Annotated in this window: 22 protein-coding genes and 1 tRNA gene; 12 read left to right on the forward strand and 11 right to left on the reverse strand. The window is 54.5% G+C overall.

Annotated features, from left to right (window positions below; all coding sequences use genetic code 11):
- Positions 1–159 precede the first annotated feature (159 nt).
- From NQH49_RS02240 to aspA, 5 genes are all read right to left on the reverse strand, one after another.
- Positions 160–235 (reverse strand) — tRNA-Phe (locus NQH49_RS02240).
- A gap of 108 nt (positions 236–343) precedes the next feature.
- On the reverse strand, positions 344–922 hold the full coding sequence (dicD, locus tag NQH49_RS02245) for a division control transcriptional repressor DicD (RefSeq protein WP_008104431.1): 579 nt from the start codon (positions 920–922) through the stop codon (positions 344–346).
- Positions 923–988: 66 nt separating this feature from the next.
- On the reverse strand, positions 989–2689 hold the full coding sequence (locus NQH49_RS02250) for a protein-disulfide reductase DsbD (RefSeq protein WP_256698237.1): 1701 nt from the start codon (positions 2687–2689) through the stop codon (positions 989–991).
- Positions 2690–2772: 83 nt separating this feature from the next.
- Positions 2773–4074 carry an anaerobic C4-dicarboxylate transporter gene (locus tag NQH49_RS02255; protein ID WP_256698239.1) on the reverse strand — a complete coding sequence of 434 codons (1302 nt, stop codon included), beginning with the start codon at positions 4072–4074 and terminating at the stop codon, positions 2773–2775.
- Positions 4075–4191: 117 nt separating this feature from the next.
- On the reverse strand, positions 4192–5628 hold the full coding sequence (gene aspA, locus NQH49_RS02260) for an aspartate ammonia-lyase (RefSeq protein WP_008104424.1): 1437 nt from the start codon (positions 5626–5628) through the stop codon (positions 4192–4194).
- A 375-nt stretch (positions 5629–6003) separates the two neighbouring features.
- Here aspA and NQH49_RS02265 point away from each other — a divergent pair, with 375 nt between their 5' ends.
- The 4 genes from NQH49_RS02265 (at position 6004) to NQH49_RS02280 (ending at position 9186) form a co-directional block, all read left to right on the forward strand.
- Complete coding sequence (locus tag NQH49_RS02265) at positions 6004–6456, forward strand: FxsA family protein (protein WP_256698240.1); 453 nt, start codon at positions 6004–6006, stop codon at positions 6454–6456.
- 192 nt (positions 6457–6648) lie between these two features.
- Entirely contained in the window at positions 6649–6942 is a 294-nt protein-coding gene (locus tag NQH49_RS02270; RefSeq protein WP_008104420.1) for a co-chaperone GroES, read from the forward strand.
- A 46-nt stretch (positions 6943–6988) separates the two neighbouring features.
- A complete protein-coding gene (gene groL / locus NQH49_RS02275; RefSeq protein WP_256698241.1) occupies positions 6989–8641 on the forward strand; it encodes a chaperonin GroEL in 1653 nt (550 codons plus the stop codon).
- A gap of 197 nt (positions 8642–8838) precedes the next feature.
- Positions 8839–9186, forward strand: coding sequence for a DUF4156 domain-containing protein (locus tag NQH49_RS02280; RefSeq protein ID WP_061718298.1), 348 nt, complete (start codon positions 8839–8841; stop codon positions 9184–9186).
- 37 nt (positions 9187–9223) lie between these two features.
- Here NQH49_RS02280 and epmB read toward each other — a convergent pair whose 3' ends face one another.
- Positions 9224–10252 (reverse strand): EF-P beta-lysylation protein EpmB, encoded by a 1029-nt coding sequence (epmB, locus tag NQH49_RS02285; protein WP_256698243.1) that lies wholly within the window; start codon positions 10250–10252, stop codon positions 9224–9226.
- A 42-nt stretch (positions 10253–10294) separates the two neighbouring features.
- Between epmB and efp the strand changes: the two genes are divergently transcribed.
- Both efp and NQH49_RS02295 read left to right on the forward strand, forming a co-directional pair.
- On the forward strand, positions 10295–10861 hold the full coding sequence (gene efp, locus NQH49_RS02290; protein ID WP_034826669.1) for an elongation factor P: 567 nt from the start codon (positions 10295–10297) through the stop codon (positions 10859–10861).
- A 145-nt stretch (positions 10862–11006) separates the two neighbouring features.
- Positions 11007–11141, forward strand: coding sequence for an entericidin A/B family lipoprotein (locus NQH49_RS02295; RefSeq protein ID WP_008104408.1), 135 nt, complete (start codon positions 11007–11009; stop codon positions 11139–11141).
- 39 nt (positions 11142–11180) lie between these two features.
- On the opposite strand, the gene NQH49_RS02300 is transcribed toward NQH49_RS02295, so the two are convergent.
- The gene (locus tag NQH49_RS02300) at positions 11181–11705 is read right to left on the reverse strand and encodes a lipocalin family protein (RefSeq protein WP_256698244.1); all 525 of its coding nucleotides are present in this window, start codon (positions 11703–11705) and stop codon (positions 11181–11183) included.
- 136 nt (positions 11706–11841) lie between these two features.
- On the opposite strand from NQH49_RS02300, the gene epmA reads away from it, so the two are divergent.
- A complete protein-coding gene (epmA, locus tag NQH49_RS02305) occupies positions 11842–12819 on the forward strand; it encodes an elongation factor P--(R)-beta-lysine ligase (protein WP_256698245.1) in 978 nt (325 codons plus the stop codon).
- A 23-nt stretch (positions 12820–12842) separates the two neighbouring features.
- Here the strand turns inward: epmA and degS are convergent, their stop codons facing one another.
- The 3 genes from degS to zapG form a co-directional block, all read right to left on the reverse strand.
- Positions 12843–13922, reverse strand: a complete 1080-nt coding sequence (gene degS / locus NQH49_RS02310) for an outer membrane-stress sensor serine endopeptidase DegS (RefSeq protein ID WP_256698247.1) — start codon at positions 13920–13922, stop codon at positions 12843–12845.
- 86 nt (positions 13923–14008) lie between these two features.
- The gene (gene degQ / locus NQH49_RS02315) at positions 14009–15379 is read right to left on the reverse strand and encodes a serine endoprotease DegQ (protein WP_256698248.1); all 1371 of its coding nucleotides are present in this window, start codon (positions 15377–15379) and stop codon (positions 14009–14011) included.
- Between the two features lie 104 nt (positions 15380–15483).
- Positions 15484–15888 carry a Z-ring associated protein ZapG gene (zapG, locus tag NQH49_RS02320; protein WP_064737767.1) on the reverse strand — a complete coding sequence of 135 codons (405 nt, stop codon included), beginning with the start codon at positions 15886–15888 and terminating at the stop codon, positions 15484–15486.
- A gap of 190 nt (positions 15889–16078) precedes the next feature.
- Here zapG and zapE point away from each other — a divergent pair, with 190 nt between their 5' ends.
- The 5 genes from zapE to sspB all read left to right on the forward strand — a co-directional run bounded on the left by zapE (position 16079) and on the right by sspB (position 19744).
- The gene (zapE, locus tag NQH49_RS02325; protein ID WP_256698249.1) at positions 16079–17206 is read left to right on the forward strand and encodes a cell division protein ZapE; all 1128 of its coding nucleotides are present in this window, start codon (positions 16079–16081) and stop codon (positions 17204–17206) included.
- Between the two features lie 238 nt (positions 17207–17444).
- Complete coding sequence (gene rplM, locus NQH49_RS02330; RefSeq protein ID WP_007886599.1) at positions 17445–17873, forward strand: 50S ribosomal protein L13; 429 nt, start codon at positions 17445–17447, stop codon at positions 17871–17873.
- A 15-nt stretch (positions 17874–17888) separates the two neighbouring features.
- Positions 17889–18281: a 30S ribosomal protein S9 gene (rpsI, locus tag NQH49_RS02335; RefSeq protein WP_007886600.1), complete on the forward strand. Its 393-nt coding sequence runs from the start codon at positions 17889–17891 to the stop codon at positions 18279–18281.
- A gap of 329 nt (positions 18282–18610) precedes the next feature.
- Positions 18611–19252 carry a stringent starvation protein SspA gene (gene sspA / locus NQH49_RS02340; RefSeq protein ID WP_008104394.1) on the forward strand — a complete coding sequence of 214 codons (642 nt, stop codon included), beginning with the start codon at positions 18611–18613 and terminating at the stop codon, positions 19250–19252.
- A 3-nt stretch (positions 19253–19255) separates the two neighbouring features.
- Positions 19256–19744 (forward strand): ClpXP protease specificity-enhancing factor, encoded by a 489-nt coding sequence (gene sspB / locus NQH49_RS02345; protein ID WP_256698250.1) that lies wholly within the window; start codon positions 19256–19258, stop codon positions 19742–19744.
- Positions 19745–19796: 52 nt separating this feature from the next.
- On the opposite strand, the gene NQH49_RS02350 is transcribed toward sspB, so the two are convergent.
- The gene (locus NQH49_RS02350) at positions 19797–21545 is read right to left on the reverse strand and encodes a sulfite reductase subunit alpha (RefSeq protein ID WP_008104389.1); all 1749 of its coding nucleotides are present in this window, start codon (positions 21543–21545) and stop codon (positions 19797–19799) included.
- Position 21546 lies beyond the last annotated feature (1 nt).

The raw sequence follows: 21546 nt of genomic DNA on the forward strand, positions 1-21546 counted from the left end.
TATTATGGGGGAATAGATTAAAAGTATTAGCTAGGGATAAATAAATTGGTATCGATCAATGCTGAATAATCAACGTGTAGGGAAGGAAAGGAGGCAGTGGTTGAGATTAGCAAACGCAGAAAAGCAAAAACCCAGCCATAAGCTGGGTTTTCAGAATGTTGGTGCCCGGACGCGGAATCGAACCACGGACACGGGGATTTTCAATCCCCTGCTCTACCGACTGAGCTATCCGGGCAACGGGGCGCATTAAACCCTAATGGCTTATCGTCGTCAACGGCTTTCGTCAAAAAAGCGCTGCAATCGTGATTGATTGCTTGCTTTTCAGACAAGATGGATAAAAAGGCTACGCCAGCGCACCATTTTTGCGGCACAGCGCGATGCCGAGTACATCTTCCGCCAGGCGGCGCGCCGTCGCCACATCCTGTACGTTACGTTTCACCAGCAGTTTGCTCAGGCAACCTTCCAGAATCAGCTCCATCTGATCGGCCACCATGGTGGGATTATCCAGCGCTAAATCGACCAGAATTTCATGGGTGAATTGCCAGGAACTGCGCTTTTGCTGTTCTGCTAACTGATGCACCGGCTGATCGGGTTGCGGATAGAAACTGCAGGCGGCGATAAACAGGCAGCCGGGAAAGCGGCCTTTGCTGACGTGTTCACTCAGCACTTCGTAGCGGGCTAACAGCTTTTGTTCCGCGCTGAGATGTTCATTGAGCTGCACCTGGCGACGCCAGCTGTCAATCTGCTGGCCGTGATAGCGCAGTGCGTCGTACAGCAAGGCATCACGATCGGGCCAGAAACGCGTCAGCTGTTCGGCTTCAAGACCGGTTTCGCCAGCCAGTTGGCTCAGGGAAGTGGTGGCGGCCAGACCGCTCTGTTCGAGCACATTCAACGCATGCTCGAGTATTTGTTCACGTTGCAAGTGACTCTCCTCTGGAATGCGGGCCCGCTCGCGGACGCGCGGGCAGTGTTCTGCTGACAGTGTCGTTTAACGTGACACATTCTGCAAATGCGCACGGAAATCGGCGGCGTTAAGGAAGCCGGTGACACGCGAATCAGGGATCTCTTTGCCATGCGCATCGAAGAACAGAATGGTCGGCAAACCTAAAACCTGCAGATGCTGTAAAAGCGCGTTGTCCTGCGCGTTATTGGCGGTGACATTGGCTTGCAGCAATTGCACCTGACTTAATGCGTTACGCACACCTTCATCGCTGAAGGTGTATTTCTCGAACTCTTTGCAGGCTACACACCAATCGGCGTACAGATCGACCATGGTAATGCGGCCTTGCGCCTGCTGCAGCGCGCTATCAAGCTGCTCGCTGCTGGTGATGGTTTGGAACGGCAGATGCGCCACGGCTTGCGCGCTGTTGCTGCTGCCAAACGCCCAATCCTGTAACGGGCGAGCACTGACCAGCGCGGCGGCGAGCATGATGATCTGCAGCACACGCCATTTACCGCTGGCGCGCAGGCTAAGGCTGAATGCCCAGGCAAAAAACGCCACGCCGAGCAGGCTCCACAAACGGATGCCCCACAGATCGCCAATCACGCGTTCCAGCAGGAATACCGGCAGCGCCAGAATCACAAAGCCAAAACCTTCTTTGACGGTTTGCATCCACGGTCCGCTTTTTGGCAGCAGTTTGTTGCCAAACAGGGTCACGGCAATCAGCGGCAGGCCCATGCCGAAGGCATACAGCCACAGCGTGCCGGCGCCGGCCCACAGATTACCGCTCTGCGCGATATACAGCAGAATGGCGCTGAGCGGTGCGGTGGTGCAGGGCGAGCAGATTAATCCGGCCAATGCGCCCATCATAAATACGCCGGGCAGCGATCCACCTTGCTGGCGATTGCTCCACAGCGTGAGGCGCGTTTGCAGGCTGGCAGGCAATTGCAGCGAGAACAGGCCAAACATCGACAGCGCCAGCACGATAAACAGCGCCGACAAGCCCATTAAAACATAAGGATGCTGCAGCGCCGCCTGGAAGCGTAATCCCGCCGCGGCGACCACCATGCCGAGCACGGTGTAGGTTAGCGCCATGCCTTGCACATAGACCATCGCCAGCGCGAACAATCGTCCCATCGAATAGCGGCGCGGGCCACCTAAAATGATGCTGGAGATCAGCGGATACATCGGCAATACGCACGGCGTGAAAGCGACGCCAATACCAATCAGCAGCGCCCACAGCGGTGAAAACGGCAGCGGCGTGCTGTTTCTAGCGGGCTGCGCGCTGACTGCGGGCGCATCCTGATTGGCGGCAACCGCGCTCAGCGGTACGGCGCGGGTTTCAGGCGGATAGCAGAAACCGGCGGCGGCGCAGCCTTGATAGGTGACGGTAATGCTCGCGCCAGCATCGGCCTGACGCAGCGTGATCGGCAGTTGCAGATCCTGCGGGTAGATTTCACTTTTGCCATAGAACTCATCTTCGTGCGGCTGGCCAGGCGGTAGCGTCAACGGGGTAATCTGCGCTTTTTGCGGCGTAACGTGGATTTGCTGGCGATAGAGATAGTAGCCATCCTTCACTTTCCAGCTGAGCGTCAACTGATTGCCCTGCTGCGAGAAATCGAAGCCAAAAGCCTGATCAACCGGCACAAAACGGCTGTTGTTGTTCGGGGAGAAGAGTGAGGCTTGTGCCGAAAGGCAGAAAACCAGCGCCAGGCAAAAGCCGGCAAGGCGAAAGAGTCGTGCAGCCATAGCGAATAAATGAGCTCCGGTGGCGAATAGGCCGCGATAATAGCATGACCGCTTCGCCACGAGGTTTTCAGGATGTAACGGCGCTACAAAATCAGGCTGCCAAACAGGAAGCCAAACGCCACCGAGAAGGCAATCGCCAACACGCCGGGAATAATAAAGGAGTGGTTAAACACAAACTTACCGATACGGGTTGATCCGGTGTCATCCATTTCGACGGCGGCCAACAGCGTAGGATAGGTCGGCAGCACGAACAGCGCGGAAACCGCCGCAAAGGAGGCGACGGCGGCCAGCGGCGAGACGCCCAGCATCAACGCGGCAGGCATTAACGCTTTGGTGGTGGCGGCCTGCGAATAGAGCAGCGTGGCGGCGAAGAACAGCACCAGCGCCAGCATCCACGGATAACCTTGCAGCATGTCACCGGCTAACGCCTGAATGTCGTTGAGGTGTGCTTTAACGAAGGTATCGCCCAGCCACGCAACGCCCATCACGCAGATACAGGCGCTCATGCCTGATTTAAAGGTGCTGGCGCTAAGGATTTCACCGGTATCGATTTTGCAGGTCAGGCAAATTAGCGTGGCAACGGTCAGCATAAACACCACGATAGCTTCGTTGCGCGGCAGCACCGGATTGGTGATCAGGCCAACGCTGTCGCTAATCGCGGTGGCGTAGAGCACCACGGCGGCGATGCCGATCAGGAAGAGGAAGACAGCACGCTTCGCGCCTGGTTTGATGTCATAAACCTGCTCACCGCGCAGTTTCACTTCTCCTTTTGCTAAACGCGCCTGGTAAACCTCATCATCCTTGAGTTCTTTGCCGAGGAAACTGGTGATGATAGCGGCGCAGAAGATTGCTGCCATGGTAGAGGGAATCGCGACGCCTAACAGCGCCAGATAACTTACGCCGCGCGGTTCAAGAATGGAGGCGAAAAACACCACTGCCGCAGAAAGCGGCGACGCGGTGATGGCAATCTGCGAGGCGACGACCGCAATCGACAGCGGACGAGAAGGGCGCACGCCTTGCTCTTTCGCCACTTCAGCAATCACCGGCAAGGTGGAGAACGCGGTGTGACCGGTACCGGCCAGCAGCGTCATGATGTAGGTGACCAGCGGCGCAAGGAAGGTGACATAGCGTGGATGACGGCGCAGCAGGCGCTCGGCCAATCCCACCAGATAGTCGAGACCGCCAGCGATCTGCATCGCGGCAATCGCGGCAATCACCGCCATGATAATTTCGATCACATCGAAGGGGATCGCGCCAGGTTTTAAGCCGCAAATCAGCGTCAACGCCAGCACACCTAAACCGCCCGCGAAACCGATGCCGATGCCGCCAAGACGCGCACCGAGCCAGATCGCCAGCAGGACAATAACCAACTCCACTACTACCATTCGTTCCACTCCCTGAGCCGCAGAGAAATCCCGACTCTTAAAGTTGTAGCCGCCAAAATGAAAAAAGCACGCCGCATTGTATACGGGCGTGCTTTTGGCAACTTGATCCGGAACGGATTACTGTTCGTTTTCGTCAGTGTAGCGTTTGGCTTTATATACTGGATGCATCAGGTTCTGAATGGAGAAAATATCGTCCAGTTCGGTTTCCGTCAGCAGGCCGCGCTCCAGCACCACTTCACGTACGCTCTTGCCAGTTTCGGCACAAATCTTACCGACGATATCGCCGTTGTGATGGCCGATGTACGGGTTGAGATAAGTGACGATACCAATCGAGTTGAACACGTAAGCTTCACACACCGCTTTGTTGGCGGTGATGCCGTTGACGCATTTTTCCAGCAGGTTGAAGCAGGCGTTCGTCAGGATGCTGATCGATTCGAACAGCGCCTGGCCAATCACCGGCTCCATTACGTTGAGCTGCAGCTGACCGGCTTCTGACGCCATGGTGACGGTGATGTCATTGCCGATCACTTTGAAGCACACCTGATTCACCACTTCTGGCACCACAGGATTCACTTTGGCGGGCATGATTGATGAACCGGCCTGCAGTTCTGGCAGGTTGATCTCATTCAGGCCGGCGCGCGGACCGGAAGAGAGCAGGCGCAGGTCGTTACAGATTTTCGACAGTTTCACCGCCAGACGTTTCAGCGCTGAGTGCACCATCACGTATGCGCCGCAGTCGGAAGTGGCTTCAATCAAATCTTCTGCAGGCACCACCGGCAGATTACTCACTTCCGCCAGACGCTGTACCGCCAGCTGCTGGTAGCCATCTGGCGTGTTGAGACGGGTACCGATGGCGGTCGCGCCAAGGTTCACTTCCAGCAGCAGTTCGGCGGTGCGCAGAATGCTGCGGGTCTCTTCATTCAGCAGCACGTTAAATGCGTGGAACTCCTGGCCAAGCGTCATTGGCACCGCATCCTGCAGCTGGGTACGACCCATTTTCAGGATGTTTTCGAACTCAACCGCTTTACGCTGGAAGCCTTCGCTCAGCTGATTGATACCGTCGAGCAGTTTCAGGATTGAAGCGTATACCGCGATACGGAAACCGGTTGGATAAGCGTCGTTGGTGGACTGACACTTGTTCACGTGATCGTTGGGATTGAGGTACTGATATTCACCTTTCTGATGGCCCATCAGCTCCAGACCGATGTTGGCCAGCACTTCATTGGTGTTCATGTTGACCGAGGTGCCCGCGCCGCCCTGATAGACGTCAACCGGGAACTGATCCATGCATTTACCGTTATTCAGCACTTCATCACAGGCCTGAATAATGGTGTTGGCGATATTGCGGGGAATGGTCTGCAACTCTTTGTTGGCGAGCGCGGCTGCTTTCTTCACCATCACCATACCGCGGACAAACTCCGGTATGTCGCTGATTTTACTGTTACTAATATAGAAGTTTTCAATCGCACGCAGAGTATGAACACCGTAGTAAGCGTCTGCCGGAACTTCGCGCATGCCTAACAGGTCTTCTTCGATACGAATGTTGTTCGCCATGATTACCTTCTTATTATTGCTGCCTGGTTACTGCCGGGCGTCCGGATGGACGGGCGGCAATTAACGTGCAGGTGAAGCGATTATATTGTCGTGGAATGTCAGCGCCGACATATTATCCATCTTCGCGCTGACGGGCACGATCATATTCTGATGTTACAGAATTGTTTGTGCACAGATCACTTTACGGGCTTTTGCAGGCCCAGCGGTAATAACGATATGTGATGTACTTCGCAATTTTAAGTCAGTGGGAAAAAAATGGCAGGATCGGTTGAAAATGCCGGTGCAAATGCCCATCTCTATCAATACGGTCCTACAGACCCTACCTTTCTGCTGCCTGGCAATTTGCGGGGCAGCTCCAACTCACAGGAGAATTCGGTGCGCTGGTTACCGTTAGTGATTTTTTTTGTTTTGGCCTGGATTGAGATCTCAATCTTCATTCAGGTCGCACATGCGCTGGGCGTGCTGCTCACCATGCTGCTGGTGATCTTCACCTCGTGTATTGGTGTGTCGCTGGTGAAAAATCAGGGCATGAAGAACTTCCGGCTGATGCAGGAGAAGCTGGCGCGTAACGAAAGCCCGGCGGCGGAGATGACCAAAAGCGTTTCGCTGATTATCTCCGGCTTCCTGCTGCTGTTGCCGGGTTTCTTCACCGACTTCCTTGGTTTACTGCTGCTGTTGCCGCCGGTGCAAAAACATCTGACCCTGAAGTTGATGCCGCATCTGCGCATGTGGCGCGGACCGGGCGCTGGTCCGGATGCCGGTTTCACCGTGGACGGTGAATACGAGCGAAAAGATCAGGACCGAATTGGTCGCGATAAAGACCGATAAACTCATCAAGGCGGCGCAAGCCGCCTTTTTGCTGCATTTTTCGCCATCTGTTGCAAAAACGAAAATATTTATATTTTTTGCCCTTGAATCCCCACTTATTGCCCCTATCTCTTCCAGCACGAGGCTGGAAGCCCTGCTGTCCGGCTCAACCCCAAAAATGAATGATTGGACTTTCTAAAGGAGAGCTATCAAATGAAAATTCGTCCATTGCACGATCGCGTTATCGTCAAGCGTAAAGAAGTCGAAGCTAAATCAGCGGGCGGCATCGTGCTGACCGGTTCAGCTGCCGGTAAATCTACCCGCGGTGAAGTCCTGGCTGTTGGCAAAGGCCGCATCCTGGAAAACGGTGAAGTTAAGCCACTGGACGTAAAAGTGGGTGATCTGGTGATTTTCAGCGAAGGCTACGGTGCTAAAACCGAGAAAATCGACAACGAAGAAGTTCTGATCATCTCCGAAAGCGACATCCTTGCAGTAGTTGAAGCGTAATTTACGCGTAATTCACTGAACGAAACGAATTTAAGGGATATTTGAAATGGCAGCTAAAGACGTAAAATTCGGTAATGACGCACGCGTAAAAATGCTGCGTGGCGTAAACGTACTGGCAGATGCAGTAAAAGTTACCCTGGGCCCGAAAGGCCGTAACGTGGTTCTGGATAAATCTTTTGGTGCACCGACCATCACTAAAGATGGTGTTTCTGTTGCGCGTGAAATCGAGCTGGAAGACAAGTTCGAAAACATGGGCGCACAGATGGTGAAAGAAGTGGCCTCTAAAGCGAACGACGCAGCAGGCGACGGCACCACCACCGCAACCGTTCTGGCTCAGGCAATCATCACCGAAGGCCTGAAAGCAGTGGCTGCGGGCATGAACCCGATGGATCTGAAGCGCGGTATCGATAAAGCCGTTATCGCTGCCGTTGAAGAACTGAAAACCCTGTCTGTACCTTGCCAGGATTCACGCGCTATCGCACAGGTTGGTACCATCTCTGCTAACTCCGACGAAACCGTGGGTACTTTGATCGCTGACGCGATGGACAAAGTGGGCAAAGAAGGCGTTATCACCGTTGAAGAAGGCACCGGCCTGCAAGACGAACTGGACGTGGTTGAAGGTATGCAGTTTGATCGCGGCTACCTGTCTCCGTACTTCATCAACAAGCCAGAAACAGGCGCAGTTGAGCTGGAAACCCCGTTCATCCTGCTGGCTGACAAGAAAATCTCCAACATCCGCGAAATGCTGCCAGTGCTGGAAGCCGTTGCTAAAGCCGGTAAGCCACTGCTGATCATTGCAGAAGACGTGGAAGGTGAAGCACTGGCAACACTGGTGGTGAACACCATGCGCGGTATCGTGAAAGTGGCTGCGGTTAAAGCACCTGGTTTCGGCGACCGTCGTAAAGCTATGCTGCAGGATATCGCTATCCTGACCGGCGGTACCGTGATCTCTGAAGAGATCGGTATGGAGCTGGAAAAAGCTACCCTGGAAGATCTGGGTCAGGCTAAGCGCGTTGTGATTAACAAAGACACCACCACCATCATCGATGGTGTGGGCGATCAAGGCGCTATCTCTGGCCGCGTAACGCAGATTCGTCAGCAGATCGAAGAAGCGACCTCTGATTACGACAAAGAGAAACTGCAGGAGCGCGTAGCGAAACTGGCAGGCGGCGTTGCCGTTCTGAAAGTGGGCGCAGCAACTGAAGTTGAAATGAAAGAGAAGAAAGCACGCGTTGAAGATGCTCTGCACGCGACCCGTGCTGCAGTAGAAGAAGGCGTAGTTGCTGGTGGTGGTGTGGCGCTGGTTCGCGTTGCAGCGAAAATCGCCGCATCTGGCCTGAAAGGCGATAACGAAGATCAGAACGTGGGTATCAAAGTTGCGCTGCGCGCAATGGAAGCACCACTGCGTCAGATCGTGTCTAACGCCGGCGAAGAGCCTTCAGTTGTTGCTAACAACGTGAAAGCGGGCGACGGTAACTACGGTTACAACGCGCAGACCGAAGAGTACGGCAACATGATCGACTTCGGTATTCTGGACCCAACCAAAGTGACCCGTTCTGCGCTGCAGTACGCTTCATCTGTTGCGGGCCTGATGATCACCACCGAAGCGATGGTGACCGATCTGCCTAAAAACGATGCACCTGATTTAGGTGGCGCTGGCGGTATGGGTGGCATGGGCGGAATGGGCGGCATGATGTAATTGCCCCTGACTGCTTAAGTCATCTGGAAAACCCCCGATCGGAAACGGTCGGGGGTTTTTCTTTTGCTGGGGAACAAGGTATAAGTAAGGGCGCAATACTTCGGCTTTACGGGTTTAGGGCAATGAATGTTCAGAAAAAAAGTGCGCTTTTCTGCTACGCTGCCGCCCGACACTGATGATAATAAATGGGGATTACAATGCGGATTAACCTCTTGCTCGGTCTGGCAGTCGGAACTTTACTGCTGGCGGGCTGTAGCAGCTCCAATCAACTGAGTGCTGGCGGCGAACGCGTGACCTTCACCGACCAACAACCCGCAAGTCAATGTCAGCTGCTGGGAACGCTCACCGGCTCCCAGAGCAACTGGCTGAGCGGTTCAGGCGGTGAAGGCAGTTCACTGCGTGGCGCAGCGAACGACCTGCGCAACCGCGCGGCAGAAATGGGCGGTAACGTGATTTATGGCGCCACCAGCCCGACGCAGAATCTGCTGTCCGCTTTCGCGCCGCTCGACAGCAAAATGACCGGACAGGTGTATAAGTGCCCGTAAGTTGCAATCGTAAAAAAAGCCGCTAATGCGGCTTTTTTTATTCCTGACGCAGCTGTAAATCCAGCGGCGTCTTGCTGGGCTCGCCGCCAATCTCGCGCGCCAGTTTTGGCACCATATAACCGGACACCATCGCCAGCAGCTGGCGCACTATCATGCGTGCTTCTTCATCGGAAACAAAGAAGTGCGCCGCGCCTTGCACCTTATCCAGCACATGCAGGTAGTAGGGCAGAATGCCGGCATCAAACAGCGCATTGCTGAGATCCGCCAGCGTCTGCGCATCATCATTCACATCACGCAGCAACACGCTCTGATTAAGCAGCGTAACACCCGCACGCTTCAGCATCTGCATGCCGAAACGCAGCTCGTCATCAATTTCCTGCGCGTGGTTGATGTGGCTCACCATCAACACCTGCAGACGCGTGTCGGCCAAAATCTGACACAAGCCTTCAGTGATTCGCGCCGGGATTACCACCGGCAAGCGGGTGTGAATGCGCAGGCGTTTGAGGTGCGGGATTTTTTCCAGCGCGTCCACCAGCCATGCCAGCTCATGATCTTTCGCCATCAGCGGATCGCCGCCGGAGAAGATGATCTCATCCAGTTCCGGATGCGTGGCGATGTAATCAATCGCCGCCTGCCAGTTGCGCTTGTTGCCCTGGTTATCCTGATAGGGGAAATGACGGCGGAAACAGTAGCGGCAGTTGACCGCACAGCCGCCTTTTACCAGCAGCAGCGCACGGTTTCTATACTTATGCAGTAAACCCGGCACCACGCTGCTTTGTTCATCCAGCGGATCGGTGCTATAACCTGGCGCATCAATAAATTCCTGACGGCTGGTGAGCACTTGCAGCAGTAGCGGGTCCGTCGCATCGCCTTTTTTCATGCGTGCGATGAAGGCGCGCGGTACGCGCAGGGCGAAAAGCTTGCGTGCATCAGCGCCTGCAGCCAGATCAGCATGCTGATCAAGAGATAAAAGTTGCAGTAATTCAGCAGGTTCGGTGACAACATCAGCTAGTTGCTGCAACCAATCTTCTCTGACGGGGGGATTTAGGGTTACAATGTGTGCCATTTTTTTGGCTATTTACCAGTTCAATATTTACAGAGGGCCTTTATGGCGACTTATCTTAGCAACGATTTCCGTCCCGGTCTTAAAATCATGTTCGAAGGCGAGCCATATGCCATCGAAGCCAGTGAGTTCGTTAAGCCGGGTAAAGGCCAGGCATTTGCGCGCGTAAAAATGCGTCGTCTGCTGACCGGTTCTCGCGTTGAGAAGACCTTCAAATCTACTGACTCTGCCGAAGGCGCAGACGTTCGTGATATGACGCTGCAATACTCTTACAACGACGGCGACTTCTACTACTTCATGCATCCGGAATCTTTCGAGCAGTATCAGATCGAATCTAAAGTGCTGGATGACGTGACCAAGTGGCTGCAGGACAATGCAGATTGTATCGTTACCCTGTGGAACGATAAAGCGATCGCTGTTCAGCCACCGAACTTCATCGAAGCGGAAGTCATCGAAACCGATCCAGGCCTGAAGGGTGATACCGCAGGTACCGGCGGCAAGCCCGCTACGCTGTCGACTGGCGCGGTCATCAAAGTGCCACTGTTCGTACAGATTGGCGAAGTGGTAAAAGTGGATACCCGCTCTGGCGAATACGTTTCTCGCGTAAAATAATCGTCAAATCAGGCGCATCATTGATGCGCCTTTTTTCTCTCTGTGTGTTTCCCTTCTCTTTTTTCACCCGCCCAATCCGCAGTTTTACAGATCAAGACTATGCTTTAAGAGCTGTACTTTTACTGCAACCAAAAAGGATATGGCTATGTTAAAGAAAAGTATTGTCGCGATTTTTTCCGTGCTGGTGCTCTCATCCGTTCTGACCGCCTGTAATACCACCCGTGGTGTTGGCGAAGACGTTCAGGCGGGCGGGAAAGCGATTCAGCGCAGCGCACAGTAAGCTATTCCGGTGTGAAAGCGACTTTCGCACCGGTTCTCTCTATTTCTGCTCTACCCAAATCAATTCATCCACCGGGAATCCGGCACGTCTGGCCTGTTCAACCAAACGCTGTTTTACACTCTCATCCAGCTGCGGCGTACGCGACAGAATCCACAAGTAGCTACGATTCGGCCCGCATATCAGCGCATAGCGATAGTCAGGATCCAGCGCAATCACGTTGTAACCGCCATAAAACGGGCCAAAGAACGACACTTTCAGCGAGGCGCGCTGTTTATCGCCGGTGAAGTAGGCTTTGCCCACGCTCTCCTGCCAGCGCTGTTTCTGCGGATTGTAGCCACGGTTGATCACCTTCAAGCCGCCGTCCTCGCGCGGACTATAATTAGCGGTAACCTGTTGTAATCCGCGCTCAAAGCGGTGATCGAGGCGGGCGATTTCATACCACTGGCCGAGATAGCGCTGACTGTCGAAACCTTCTACCACCGTGACGCCTTTGGGCGGCGTGGTCGTACAGGCAACGGAGAGAAAGGCGCTCAGGCTGGCGAGCAGGGTTTTCCATGGGGACATTGTGGGATTCCTTTACGATTTTAATAGGTTAAGTATAGCTGCCCGATACCAAATTGCTGCCTGCGCCCGCTGTCGTTGTTTGCTTTCGGCAATGCGGGTAGACTTCCACCCCTTATCTGTATGAGGAGTCATCAACATGAGCGAAACGGCAAGCTGGCAGCCGAGCGCATCCATTGCCAATTTGTTGAAACGCGCCGCTATTATGGCGGAAATACGTCGTTTCTTTGCCGATCGCGGCGTGCTGGAGGTCGATACCCCGGCGATGAGCCAGGCGACCATTACTGACATCCATCTGGTGCCGTTCCAGACGCGTTTTGTTGGGCCCGGCGCTGCCGAAGGGCGCGATCTGTGGCTGATGACCAGTCCGGAATATCACATGAAGCGCCTGCTGGCGGCCGGCAGTGGCCCGATCTACCAGATGGGTCGCAGCTTCCGTAATGAGGAAGCGGGTCGTCACCACAATCCCGAGTTCACCATGCTGGAGTGGTATCGTCCGCACTATGACATGTACCGTCTGATGAACGAAGTGGACGATTTGATGCAGCAAGTGCTGGAGTGCGATAGCGCGGAATCGCTGTCGTATCAGCAGGCGTTTATCCGCCATCTGGAAGTGGATCCGCTGTCGGCCGATAAAGCACAGCTGCGCGAAGTGGCGGAGAAGCTGGGCGAGGGCGAGCTGGCGAATCGTGAAGAAGACCGCGATACGCTGCTGCAACTGCTGTTTATGCTGGGCGTTGAACCGAAGATTGGTAATGATAAGCCGTGCTTCGTCTACCACTTCCCGGCAACACAGGCCGCGCTGGCGGAGATCAGTACCGAAGATCACCGTGTCGCCGAGCGTTTCGAGGTCTATTACAAAGGGATTGAGCTGGCGAACGGTTTCCGTGAGTTAACCGATAGCCGTGAGCAGCGTCAGCGCTTTGAACAGGACAATCGTCGTCGTGCTGCGCGTGGCCTGCCGCAACATCCTATTGATACCAATCTGCTGGATGCGCTGGCACACGGAATGCCTGCTTGCTCAGGCGTGGCGTTGGGCGTGGATCGTTTGATCATGCTGGCACTGAAGGCCAGCTCGCTGAGCGAAGTGATCGCCTTCCCGGTTGATCGCAGCTAAATTATCAGGGCGCGCAAGCGCCCTTATGGCGTGGTGGTGGCGGGCGCGGTGACTTCAGGGAATTCCTGAATCGTCACCGGCAAGGTCATTTTCTTTTCATTACGCAAAATCTGCACGTCAATCACCGAGCCCGGACGAATTTCTGCCACCTGATCCATGGTTTCCTGCGCCGAGAGCGCAGGTTTTCCATTCACTTCAAGCAGCACGTCATTGGCTTGAATGCCAGCGCTATCGGCAGGCCCGCCCGGCGTGACGTCGTTAACGATGATGCCCTGAACGCGATCGAGATTATTGCCCTGGCCATGTAGCGGCGGCAGTTCGCGCCCCCTAATGCCGATATAGCCGCGAATCACCCGACCATCACGAATCAGCTTATCCATGATTTTGCTCGCCAGCGCGGTGGGAATGGCGAAGCCAATCCCTTCCGGGGTTTCGCCATCGCTGCTTTTATCAAACGTCAGGGTATTAATGCCCATCAGTTCGCCCAGCGAGTTAATCAATGCGCCGCCCGAGTTGCCCTGATTGATCGAGGCATCGGTCTGCAGGAAATTTTGTCGTCCGGATGAGCTTAAGCCCACGCGTCCGGTGGCGCTGATAATGCCTTGCGTCACGGTTTGACCGAGGTTGTACGGGTTACCGATCGCCATCACCACATCGCCGATGTGCGCGATGCGTTTGGCGTTGATGGGGATAACCGGCAAGTTGGAGGCGCTGATTTTCAACACCGCTAAATCGGTCATGGCATCGGAACCCACTAAGTTGGCTTCGAAGAAGCGTCCATCCTGCAGCGCGACGATGATTTGATCGGCGTTATTAATCACATGTTTATTCGTGAGGATGTAGCCTTTGCCGTTCATGATCACGCCGGAGCCGAGCGTGGTGATGCCGCGATTATTGTTGCCGTGGGCGCTGCGGTTATAGACGTTGACGACTGCGGGCACGGCGCGTCGCACACCCTGATTAAAACTAACGGGTGCTTCATCGTCGCTGTTGTCATGTTCAAAGGTGATGTTGCTGCCCATACGTAACGCAGGGATCGCGACAAGCAGTAAGCCAGCCACGATCAGGCCCATCACCACAGAACGCAAAAGTTTAAGAAACATGGTGTTATTTCAAGCCAGGTGAGATCGCAGGGCAGAATAGCATGAGAAAGGCGGACAAACACCTGCTTGTCCGCCTGATGCGAGGATTATCGCAGAAGCAGGTAAATACTCTCTTCGCCGCGCACCACGTTCAGTGCCAGCACCGGCGGTTTGCCTTCCAGCACTTTGCGCATTTCAGCAATAGAAGCGACGCGATTGCGGTTCACGCCGATGATCACATCGTCTTTCTGCAAACCCACTTGCTCCGCTGGCGTGCCTTTTTCGATGGCATCGACTTTCACGCCTTTGTCACCGGTTTTGGTCGCGCCATCGCTCAGCGTTGCGCCTTGCAGGGCCGGGGACATCAACTGCGCGCTGGCGGTGGTTTGCGCGCTCTGTTCCAGCGTGACGGTGACATTGACCAATTTGCCTTCACGCAGCAGGCCAATTTTCACGTCCTGGCCCGGCGGCGTGGTGCCGACTTTCACACGCAGCTCAGCAAAGCTGGTGATCGGCTTATCATTGATGGAGGTAATAATATCGCCGGCTTTAATGCCCGCTTTCTCGGCGGCTGACTTCGGCAGCACTTCAGAAACAAAGGCACCGCGCTGCGCATCCACGTTGAACGCTTTGGCGATATCGGCGGTCATTTCCGTGCCTTTAATGCCGAGCTGACCGCGCTTCACTTCACCAAATTGAATCAGCTGCTGCGCCAGATTCATCGCCATGTTGGCGGGGATGGCGAAGCCGATGCCGATGTTGCCGCCGCTTGACGCCAGAATCGCGGTGTTGATACCAATCAACTCGCCATTCAGGTTCACCAGCGCACCGCCGGAGTTACCGCGGTTAATCGCGGCATCGGTCTGAATAAAGTTCTCCAGACCTTCCAGATTCAGGCCGCTTCGGCCCAGCGCAGAGATGATGCCTGATGTGGCCGTTTGACCCAGACCAAATGGATTTCCGATGGCCACGGCAAAATCACCCACTTTTAACGAATCGGAATCGGCGATTTTTATCTGCGTGAGATTTTTCGCGCCTTCAACCTGAATCAAGGCGATGTCGGTTTGTTCATCGTGACCGATTAACTTAGCGTCATATTCGTTGCCGTCACCCAGCTGCACGCTGATTTTGTCGGCGTTGCTGACCACATGATTGTTAGTAAGGATGTAGCCTTTAGCGGCATCGATGATCACGCCGGAGCCCAGACCTTCAAAGGGTTGAGGCTGAGATTGGCCCGGAGCCTGACCAAAAAAGCGCTTCAGCGGTTCAGGAATCTCCTGCGCCTGCTGGCCGCTGTCGGTACCTTCAACACGCACGCTCACTACTGCGGGCAGAACTTTTTCCAGCATCGGTGCCAGGCTTGGCAATGCTTGTCCCTGAATCTGGGCGGGAAGAGTCGCCAGCGCACTCGGTGCCGCAGCCAAACTCATCCCGATACCCAAGGCTAATGCGCTTAACAGACGTGCTTGTTTTTTCATTGCTACAACGCTCTCGCTGCGAAAGGGATAAAAGAAGTGTGACAGTAGTTTGTGGTTTGTGTTCGAAAACAAAAAGGGCACAGCCAAGCTGTGCCCCAAAAGGATTAATTACGCGGTGCGCGGTCGCTGCCACGTAACAGGCCGGATGCGCCTTCAGAATAATCACGCGGCATCTGTACCGGCGCCTGATCGTTATCCGCTTCGGCTTCCGTCAGCTGGTAGGCAAACGGATTTTTTTCGCCCGGCAGGTTTGGCAGCAGGTCGTTAGATCCTTTCGCCATGTGCTGATACAGCTGGCGGTAATCATGTGCCATGTTGTCCAGCAGCTCGGCGCTGCGGGCGAAGTGGTTGGTGAGCTCTTCGCGGTAATCCGCCAGCTCAGCCTTCGATTTTTCCAATTCATACTGCATGCTACGCTGCTCGCGCAGCTTCTTGTTGCCAAAACGCATGACGACTGCGCCGACAATAATGCCAATCACTAACCCAATCAGCCCGTATTCCCAGGTCATAATGACTCCCGTGTAATTTCCGTTGTTTCGTAGGGCATTGCTTCTGTTGCAACATCAACTTCAATAGCAGCCACTATACCCAATAATCTATTGGAAGTGGAACTATCGGGCTGCATCGCTTAGTGTAGAGCGGCCTAATTTTCGTCAACCGACCCGTGAATCGGACTTTTTCAGGGATTCTGAGAGAACCATGCAAACCTCATCTCCGCTTGCACGCTACGAGCAGGCGCTGTCGCAGGGCGAATTCCGCCCGGATGACGTACAACGAGAAGCGATTACCCGCTTAGATACTATCCAGCAAGGATTGATTGCCCGCCAGCAACAGGTTGAACCGGCTGCCAAAGGTCTGTTTGGCCGCTTGTCTAAGATGATCAATAAAGAAAAAAACACCCATGAAGCGCCCGTACGCGGCCTCTATATGTGGGGCGGTGTAGGACGCGGTAAAACCTGGGTAATGGATCTGTTTTTTCAGTCAATTCCTGGTGATCGTAAGCTGCGCCTGCATTTCCACCGCTTTATGCTGCGTGTCCATCAGGAACTGACGCAGCTGCAAGGCCACAGCGATCCGCTGCTGATTGTCGCCGATCGCTTTAAAGCGGAAACTGACATTCTCTGCTTCGATGAGTTTTTTGTCTCAGATATCACCGACGCCATGCTGCTGGGCACGCTTATGGAAGCGCTGTTTGCGCGCGGCATCTCGCTGGTAGCCACCTCGAACATTCCGCCGGATGAGCTCTATCGCAACGGCCTGCAGCGCCCGCGTTTCCTGCCTGCCATCGAACAAATCAAGCGTCATTGTGACGTGATGAACGTGGACGCCGGTATCGATTACCGCTTGCGCACCTTAACCTCGGCGCATTTATGGAACTTCCCGCTCAACGATGCCACGCACAGCGAAATGGAGCGCATGTTCCGTGCGTTGTCAGGCAAAGTGCGTGAAGACGCGCCGGTGCTGGAGATTAACCACCGCCAGATGCCGACGCTCGGTGTGCATGAAGGCGTGCTGGCGATCAATTTCCTGACGCTGTGCGGCGAAGGGCGCAGTCAGCATGACTATATTGAGCTCTCGCGCCGTTTTCACAGCGTCTTGCTGTATGATGTGCCGGTGATGATTTATAAGACCGAAGATCAGGCGCGCCGCTTCCTGGCGCTGATCGATGAGTTCTACGAACGCCATGTGAAACTGGTGGTCGCGGCGGAAACATCACTGTTTGAAATTTATCAGGGCACACGCTTGAAGTTTGAGTATCAGCGCTGCTTGTCGCGTTTGCAGGAGATGCAGAGCGAAGAGTATTTGCGTCTGCCGCATCTGCCCTGATGACGTGGCATAAATCGTAGGTTTTAGATGCAAAAAGGTTCGATCTTTGAGTTCGACTTCTCTATAATCTTGCGACCCCACGTTACAGCATCGGTTTTCTTTCCCAAGAACTCGATGTGATCCGGTAACTCACTTGAAGGGGTGGCTTGCTGGGCAAAATGGTCGTGTGAGCCTCAATCGTTTACTTAGCGTTTGGGATTTCACCAACGTGTAACTTTTTATTTGGGTAAGCTTTTCAATGAAAACTTTTACAGCTAAACCAGAAACCGTACAGCGTGACTGGTATGTTGTTGACGCAACGGGCAAAACCTTGGGTCGCCTGGCGACTGAACTGGCGCGCCGTCTGCGTGGTAAGCACAAAGCGGAATACACTCCGCACGTTGATACCGGTGATTACATCATCGTTCTGAACGCAGAAAAAGTTGCTGTAACCGGCAACAAGCGTACTGACAAGATTTACTATCACCACACTGGCCACATCGGTGGTATCAAGCAAGCGACCTTTGCAGAGATGATCGAGCGCCGTCCTGAGCGTGTGATTGAAATCGCGGTTAAAGGCATGCTGCCGAAAGGCCCACTGGGTCGTGCTATGTACCGTAAACTGAAAGTTTACGCAGGCAACGAGCACAACCACGCGGCGCAGCAACCGCAAGTTCTTGACATTTAATCGGGATTATAGGCAATGGCTGAAACTCAAAACTACGGCACTGGTCGCCGCAAAAGCTCTGCCGCTCGCGTCTTTATCAAGCCGGGTAGCGGTAACATCGTAATTAACCAGCGCTCTTTGGAGCAATACTTCGGTCGCGAGACTGCACGCATGGTCGTGCGTCAGCCGCTGGAGCTGGTTGATATGGTTGGTAAATTTGACCTGTACATCACTGTTAAAGGTGGTGGTATTTCTGGTCAGGCTGGTGCGATCCGTCACGGTATCACACGCGCTCTGATGGAGTACGACGAGTCTCTGCGTTCTGAACTGCGTAAAGCGGGCTTCGTTACCCGTGATGCACGTGAAGTTGAACGTAAGAAAGTCGGCCTGCGTAAAGCACGTCGTCGTCCGCAGTTCTCCAAGCGTTAATTGTTTGCTGCTTCGGCAGCGGCAGTTGGCTCAAAAAACCCGCTTCGGCGGGTTTTTTATTATCTGCATTTATGATTTTTTCCCACAAAAAACGCGAGCTCTACCCGCATTTTGCCCGCAAATCATCACGCCCGCCCCACAAGCTGCTTAAAATCTGGTAAACTCACTGTCACTTTGCGCCTGCGAGACGCAGCGTTGTGCTTGTCGTTCCTGTCGGGAAGGCCGGTCGATGCGACTAACGCTGACGGTAGGCGAATCTGATGAGCCGGTGAGTCGCCGCGTGGTTGGCTATTCGCAGTATCTTTTTGTGAACAAACTTGGAGGTTTTCATGGCTGTCGCTGCCAACAAACGTTCGGTAATGACGCTGTTTTCTGGTCCGACTGACATTTTCAGCCATCAAGTACGTATCGTACTGGCTGAGAAGGGCGTCAGCGTGGAGATCGAGCAGGTTGAAACGGATAACCTGCCGCAGGATCTGATTGACCTCAACCCGTATCGCACCGTACCTACGCTGGTCGACCGTGAACTGACGCTGTATGAATCACGCATCATCATGGAATACCTCGATGAGCGTTTCCCGCATCCACCGCTGATGCCGGTTTATCCGGTCGCGCGCGGTGAAAGCCGTCTGATGATGCACCGCATTGAGCAGGATTGGTACAGCCTGATGCGCACCATCGAAACCGCCAACGGTGCAGAAGCCGACGCAGCGCGCAAGCAGCTGCGTGAAGAGCTGCTGGCGATTGCGCCACTGTTCGCACGCACACCGTTCTTCATGAGCGAAGAGTTCAGCCTGGTGGATTGCTATCTGGCGCCACTGCTGTGGCGTTTGCCGCAGATGGGTGTTGATCTGTCTGGCGCGGGTTCAAAAGAGCTGAAAGGCTATATGACGCGCGTGTTTGAACGTGACTCTTTCCTTGCGTCACTGACGGAAGCAGAACGTGAAATGCGCCTGCAAGCTCGGGGCTAATGTATGGAAATGTCGCAACTAACGGCGCGTCGTCCTTACTTGTTGCGGGCGTTCTACGACTGGTTGCTGGATAATCAGTTGACGCCGCATCTGGTGGTCGACATCAATCTGCCTGGTGTGCAGGTGCCGCTGGAATATGCGCGTGATGGACAGATCGTTCTGAACATTGCGCCGCGTGCGGTAGGCAATCTTGACCTCGCCAATGATGAAGTGCGTTTCAACGCACGTTTCGGTGGCGTACCACGTCAGGTTTCTGTGCCAATGGCTGCGGTTTTGGCGATTTATGCCCGTGAAAACGGCGCTGGCACCATGTTCGAGCCGGAACCGGCTTATGAGGTGGCGACGGACGAGCAGGATGGTAGCGGTCAGGAAGAGACGATGATGTCTGTGATTGATGGCGATCGTCCGGATGATGCGACTGACGACGATCACTCGCCAGATGATGAGCCGCCGCCGCGTGGCGGACGACCTTCACTGCGTGTGGTGAAGTAAAACGTGCAATAAAAAACGGGCCGATTGGCCCGTTTTTTTATGCCTGCGCGTCTTAGTAGACGTCGCGCAGGTAGCGTTTATCTTTCTTCAGCTGATCAACGTAAGCCGCCGCACGCTCGCTGGACAAGCCACCGAACTGACGAACCACTTCATACAGCGCGGCATCAACGTCTTTTGCCATGCGTGATGCATCGCCACACACGTAGAAGTACGCGCCATCCTGCAGCCAGGCGTACAGCTCAGCGCCTTTCTCCAGCATGCGATTTTGCACGTAGATCTTCTCTTCCTGATCGCGCGAGAAGGCCAGATCCAGATTAGTCAGCAGACCTTTCTCCTGCCATGCCTGCAGCTCTTCTTCGTAGATGTAATCATGTGCCTGATGTTGGTCACCGAAGAACAGCCAGTTTTTACCTTCTGCGCCAGTTGCCTGACGTTCCTGCAGAAAAGCGCGGAATGGGGCGATACCGGTGCCTGGTCCAACCATGATCAGCGGCGCATTGCCGTTTGACGGCACGCGGAACGCTTTGTTGGGCGAGATAAAGATCGCCGGCTTTTCGCCGCGACGTACACGTTCAGCCAGATAGGTTGAACACACGCCTTTGCGCTCGCGGCCGCCGCTGTGATAGCGCACGGAAGCGATGGTCAGATGCACCTGATTTGGATGGGCTTTTGAGCTCGACGAGATGGAGTAGGCGCGATGCTGCAACGGACGCAGCATGGCAACGAATTCCGGCACCGACAGGCTGCGCGTCAGCTCAAGCTGCAGCAGATCCAGCGTATCTTTGCCCCACAGCCAAACGGCAAGGGTATCTTTGTCGTCGTGTTGCAACACGTGACGCAGTTCCTGGTTAGTAGTGTTCTGGCCAACCCATTCAATCAGTTTGCGTGACGGCTCGGAAATTTCGAACTGATAAGTCAGCAGATCGCCAAGGTTGCGGTCAAAGCCAGGTACCGGCGTTTCGTAATCGGCTTTCAGCTGAGTCAGCAGCAGTGAAACCAGCGACGCGTCATTCACCGGGATTACACCCAGCGCATCGCCCGCTTCATATTTCAGACCGCTGTCGGTGAGATCAAACTCAAAGTGACGAATATCTTTCGCTGACTCTTCAGCCGACAGGCGCTTATTGGTCGCCAATGCGGCCGCATAAGGATTTTGCTTATTGCTGCCCGGAATGACAGGTGCTTCTGGCGCGCTTTCTAATGCATTACCGCTGCTGCCCGCACTGGCGGCGAATTGCGGCATTGCCGTGCCAATCCATTCGCTGGATGGCTCTTCGAAGTCGATATCGCAGTCGATACGATCGGCGACGCGTTTGGCACCGAGCTGCTCCAGACGCATATCGATGAATTTACCTGCCTGGCAGAAACCGTCGTAGCCGGTATCGCCAATTGCCAATACCGCAAAGTGCATCTGCTCCAGACGCGGCGCGGTGCTGGCTGAAATTGCGTTCCAGAACAGCTGAGCGTTATCCGGCATTTCGCCTTCGCCGTAAGTCGAGGTGACAATCAGCACGTGACGCATGGTAGCGAACACATCCAGATCCACTTCGCCCAGCGCCTGTACCACCGGCACCAAACCTTTGGCGCGTGCGGCTTTGGCAGCAGTTTGCGACAGCGCTTCAGCGTTACCGGTCTGTGAACCGAACAGAATATGCAACTGGGTATTTGCACCCGCAGCCGGTGCGCTCTGCTTGTCTTCTAATACCAGCAGGCGCGAATGGAGACCGGCGAGGAAGCCCGCCAGCCAGTATTTCTGCTCACCGTTAAACGGTGCATCTTCAGGAATGTAAGGAATTTTCATC

Source organism: Pantoea trifolii (assembly GCF_024506435.1).
Taxonomy (GTDB): Bacteria; Pseudomonadota; Gammaproteobacteria; order Enterobacterales; family Enterobacteriaceae; genus Pantoea; species Pantoea trifolii.

What these genes read in the sequence shown, in the direction of transcription:
- NQH49_RS02250 (WP_256698237.1), bottom strand. Translation starts at nt 2,689, where the DNA reads ATGGCTGCACGACTCTTTCGCCTTGCCGGCTTTTGCCTGGCGCTGGTT.
- NQH49_RS02255 (WP_256698239.1), bottom strand. Translation starts at nt 4,074, where the DNA reads ATGGTAGTAGTGGAGTTGGTTATTGTCCTGCTGGCGATCTGGCTCGGT.
- aspA (WP_008104424.1), bottom strand. Translation starts at nt 5,628, where the DNA reads ATGGCGAACAACATTCGTATCGAAGAAGACCTGTTAGGCATGCGCGAA.
- NQH49_RS02270 (WP_008104420.1), top strand. Translation starts at nt 6,649, where the DNA reads ATGAAAATTCGTCCATTGCACGATCGCGTTATCGTCAAGCGTAAAGAA.
- groL (WP_256698241.1), top strand. Translation starts at nt 6,989, where the DNA reads ATGGCAGCTAAAGACGTAAAATTCGGTAATGACGCACGCGTAAAAATG.
- NQH49_RS02280 (WP_061718298.1), top strand. Translation starts at nt 8,839, where the DNA reads ATGCGGATTAACCTCTTGCTCGGTCTGGCAGTCGGAACTTTACTGCTG.
- epmB (WP_256698243.1), bottom strand. Translation starts at nt 10,252, where the DNA reads ATGGCACACATTGTAACCCTAAATCCCCCCGTCAGAGAAGATTGGTTG.
- efp (WP_034826669.1), top strand. Translation starts at nt 10,295, where the DNA reads ATGGCGACTTATCTTAGCAACGATTTCCGTCCCGGTCTTAAAATCATG.
- NQH49_RS02295 (WP_008104408.1), top strand. Translation starts at nt 11,007, where the DNA reads ATGTTAAAGAAAAGTATTGTCGCGATTTTTTCCGTGCTGGTGCTCTCA.
- NQH49_RS02300 (WP_256698244.1), bottom strand. Translation starts at nt 11,705, where the DNA reads ATGTCCCCATGGAAAACCCTGCTCGCCAGCCTGAGCGCCTTTCTCTCC.
- epmA (WP_256698245.1), top strand. Translation starts at nt 11,842, where the DNA reads ATGAGCGAAACGGCAAGCTGGCAGCCGAGCGCATCCATTGCCAATTTG.
- degS (WP_256698247.1), bottom strand. Translation starts at nt 13,922, where the DNA reads ATGTTTCTTAAACTTTTGCGTTCTGTGGTGATGGGCCTGATCGTGGCT.
- degQ (WP_256698248.1), bottom strand. Translation starts at nt 15,379, where the DNA reads ATGAAAAAACAAGCACGTCTGTTAAGCGCATTAGCCTTGGGTATCGGG.
- zapG (WP_064737767.1), bottom strand. Translation starts at nt 15,888, where the DNA reads ATGACCTGGGAATACGGGCTGATTGGGTTAGTGATTGGCATTATTGTC.
- zapE (WP_256698249.1), top strand. Translation starts at nt 16,079, where the DNA reads ATGCAAACCTCATCTCCGCTTGCACGCTACGAGCAGGCGCTGTCGCAG.
- rplM (WP_007886599.1), top strand. Translation starts at nt 17,445, where the DNA reads ATGAAAACTTTTACAGCTAAACCAGAAACCGTACAGCGTGACTGGTAT.
- rpsI (WP_007886600.1), top strand. Translation starts at nt 17,889, where the DNA reads ATGGCTGAAACTCAAAACTACGGCACTGGTCGCCGCAAAAGCTCTGCC.
- sspA (WP_008104394.1), top strand. Translation starts at nt 18,611, where the DNA reads ATGGCTGTCGCTGCCAACAAACGTTCGGTAATGACGCTGTTTTCTGGT.
- sspB (WP_256698250.1), top strand. Translation starts at nt 19,256, where the DNA reads ATGGAAATGTCGCAACTAACGGCGCGTCGTCCTTACTTGTTGCGGGCG.
- NQH49_RS02350 (WP_008104389.1), bottom strand. Translation starts at nt 21,545, where the DNA reads ATGAAAATTCCTTACATTCCTGAAGATGCACCGTTTAACGGTGAGCAG.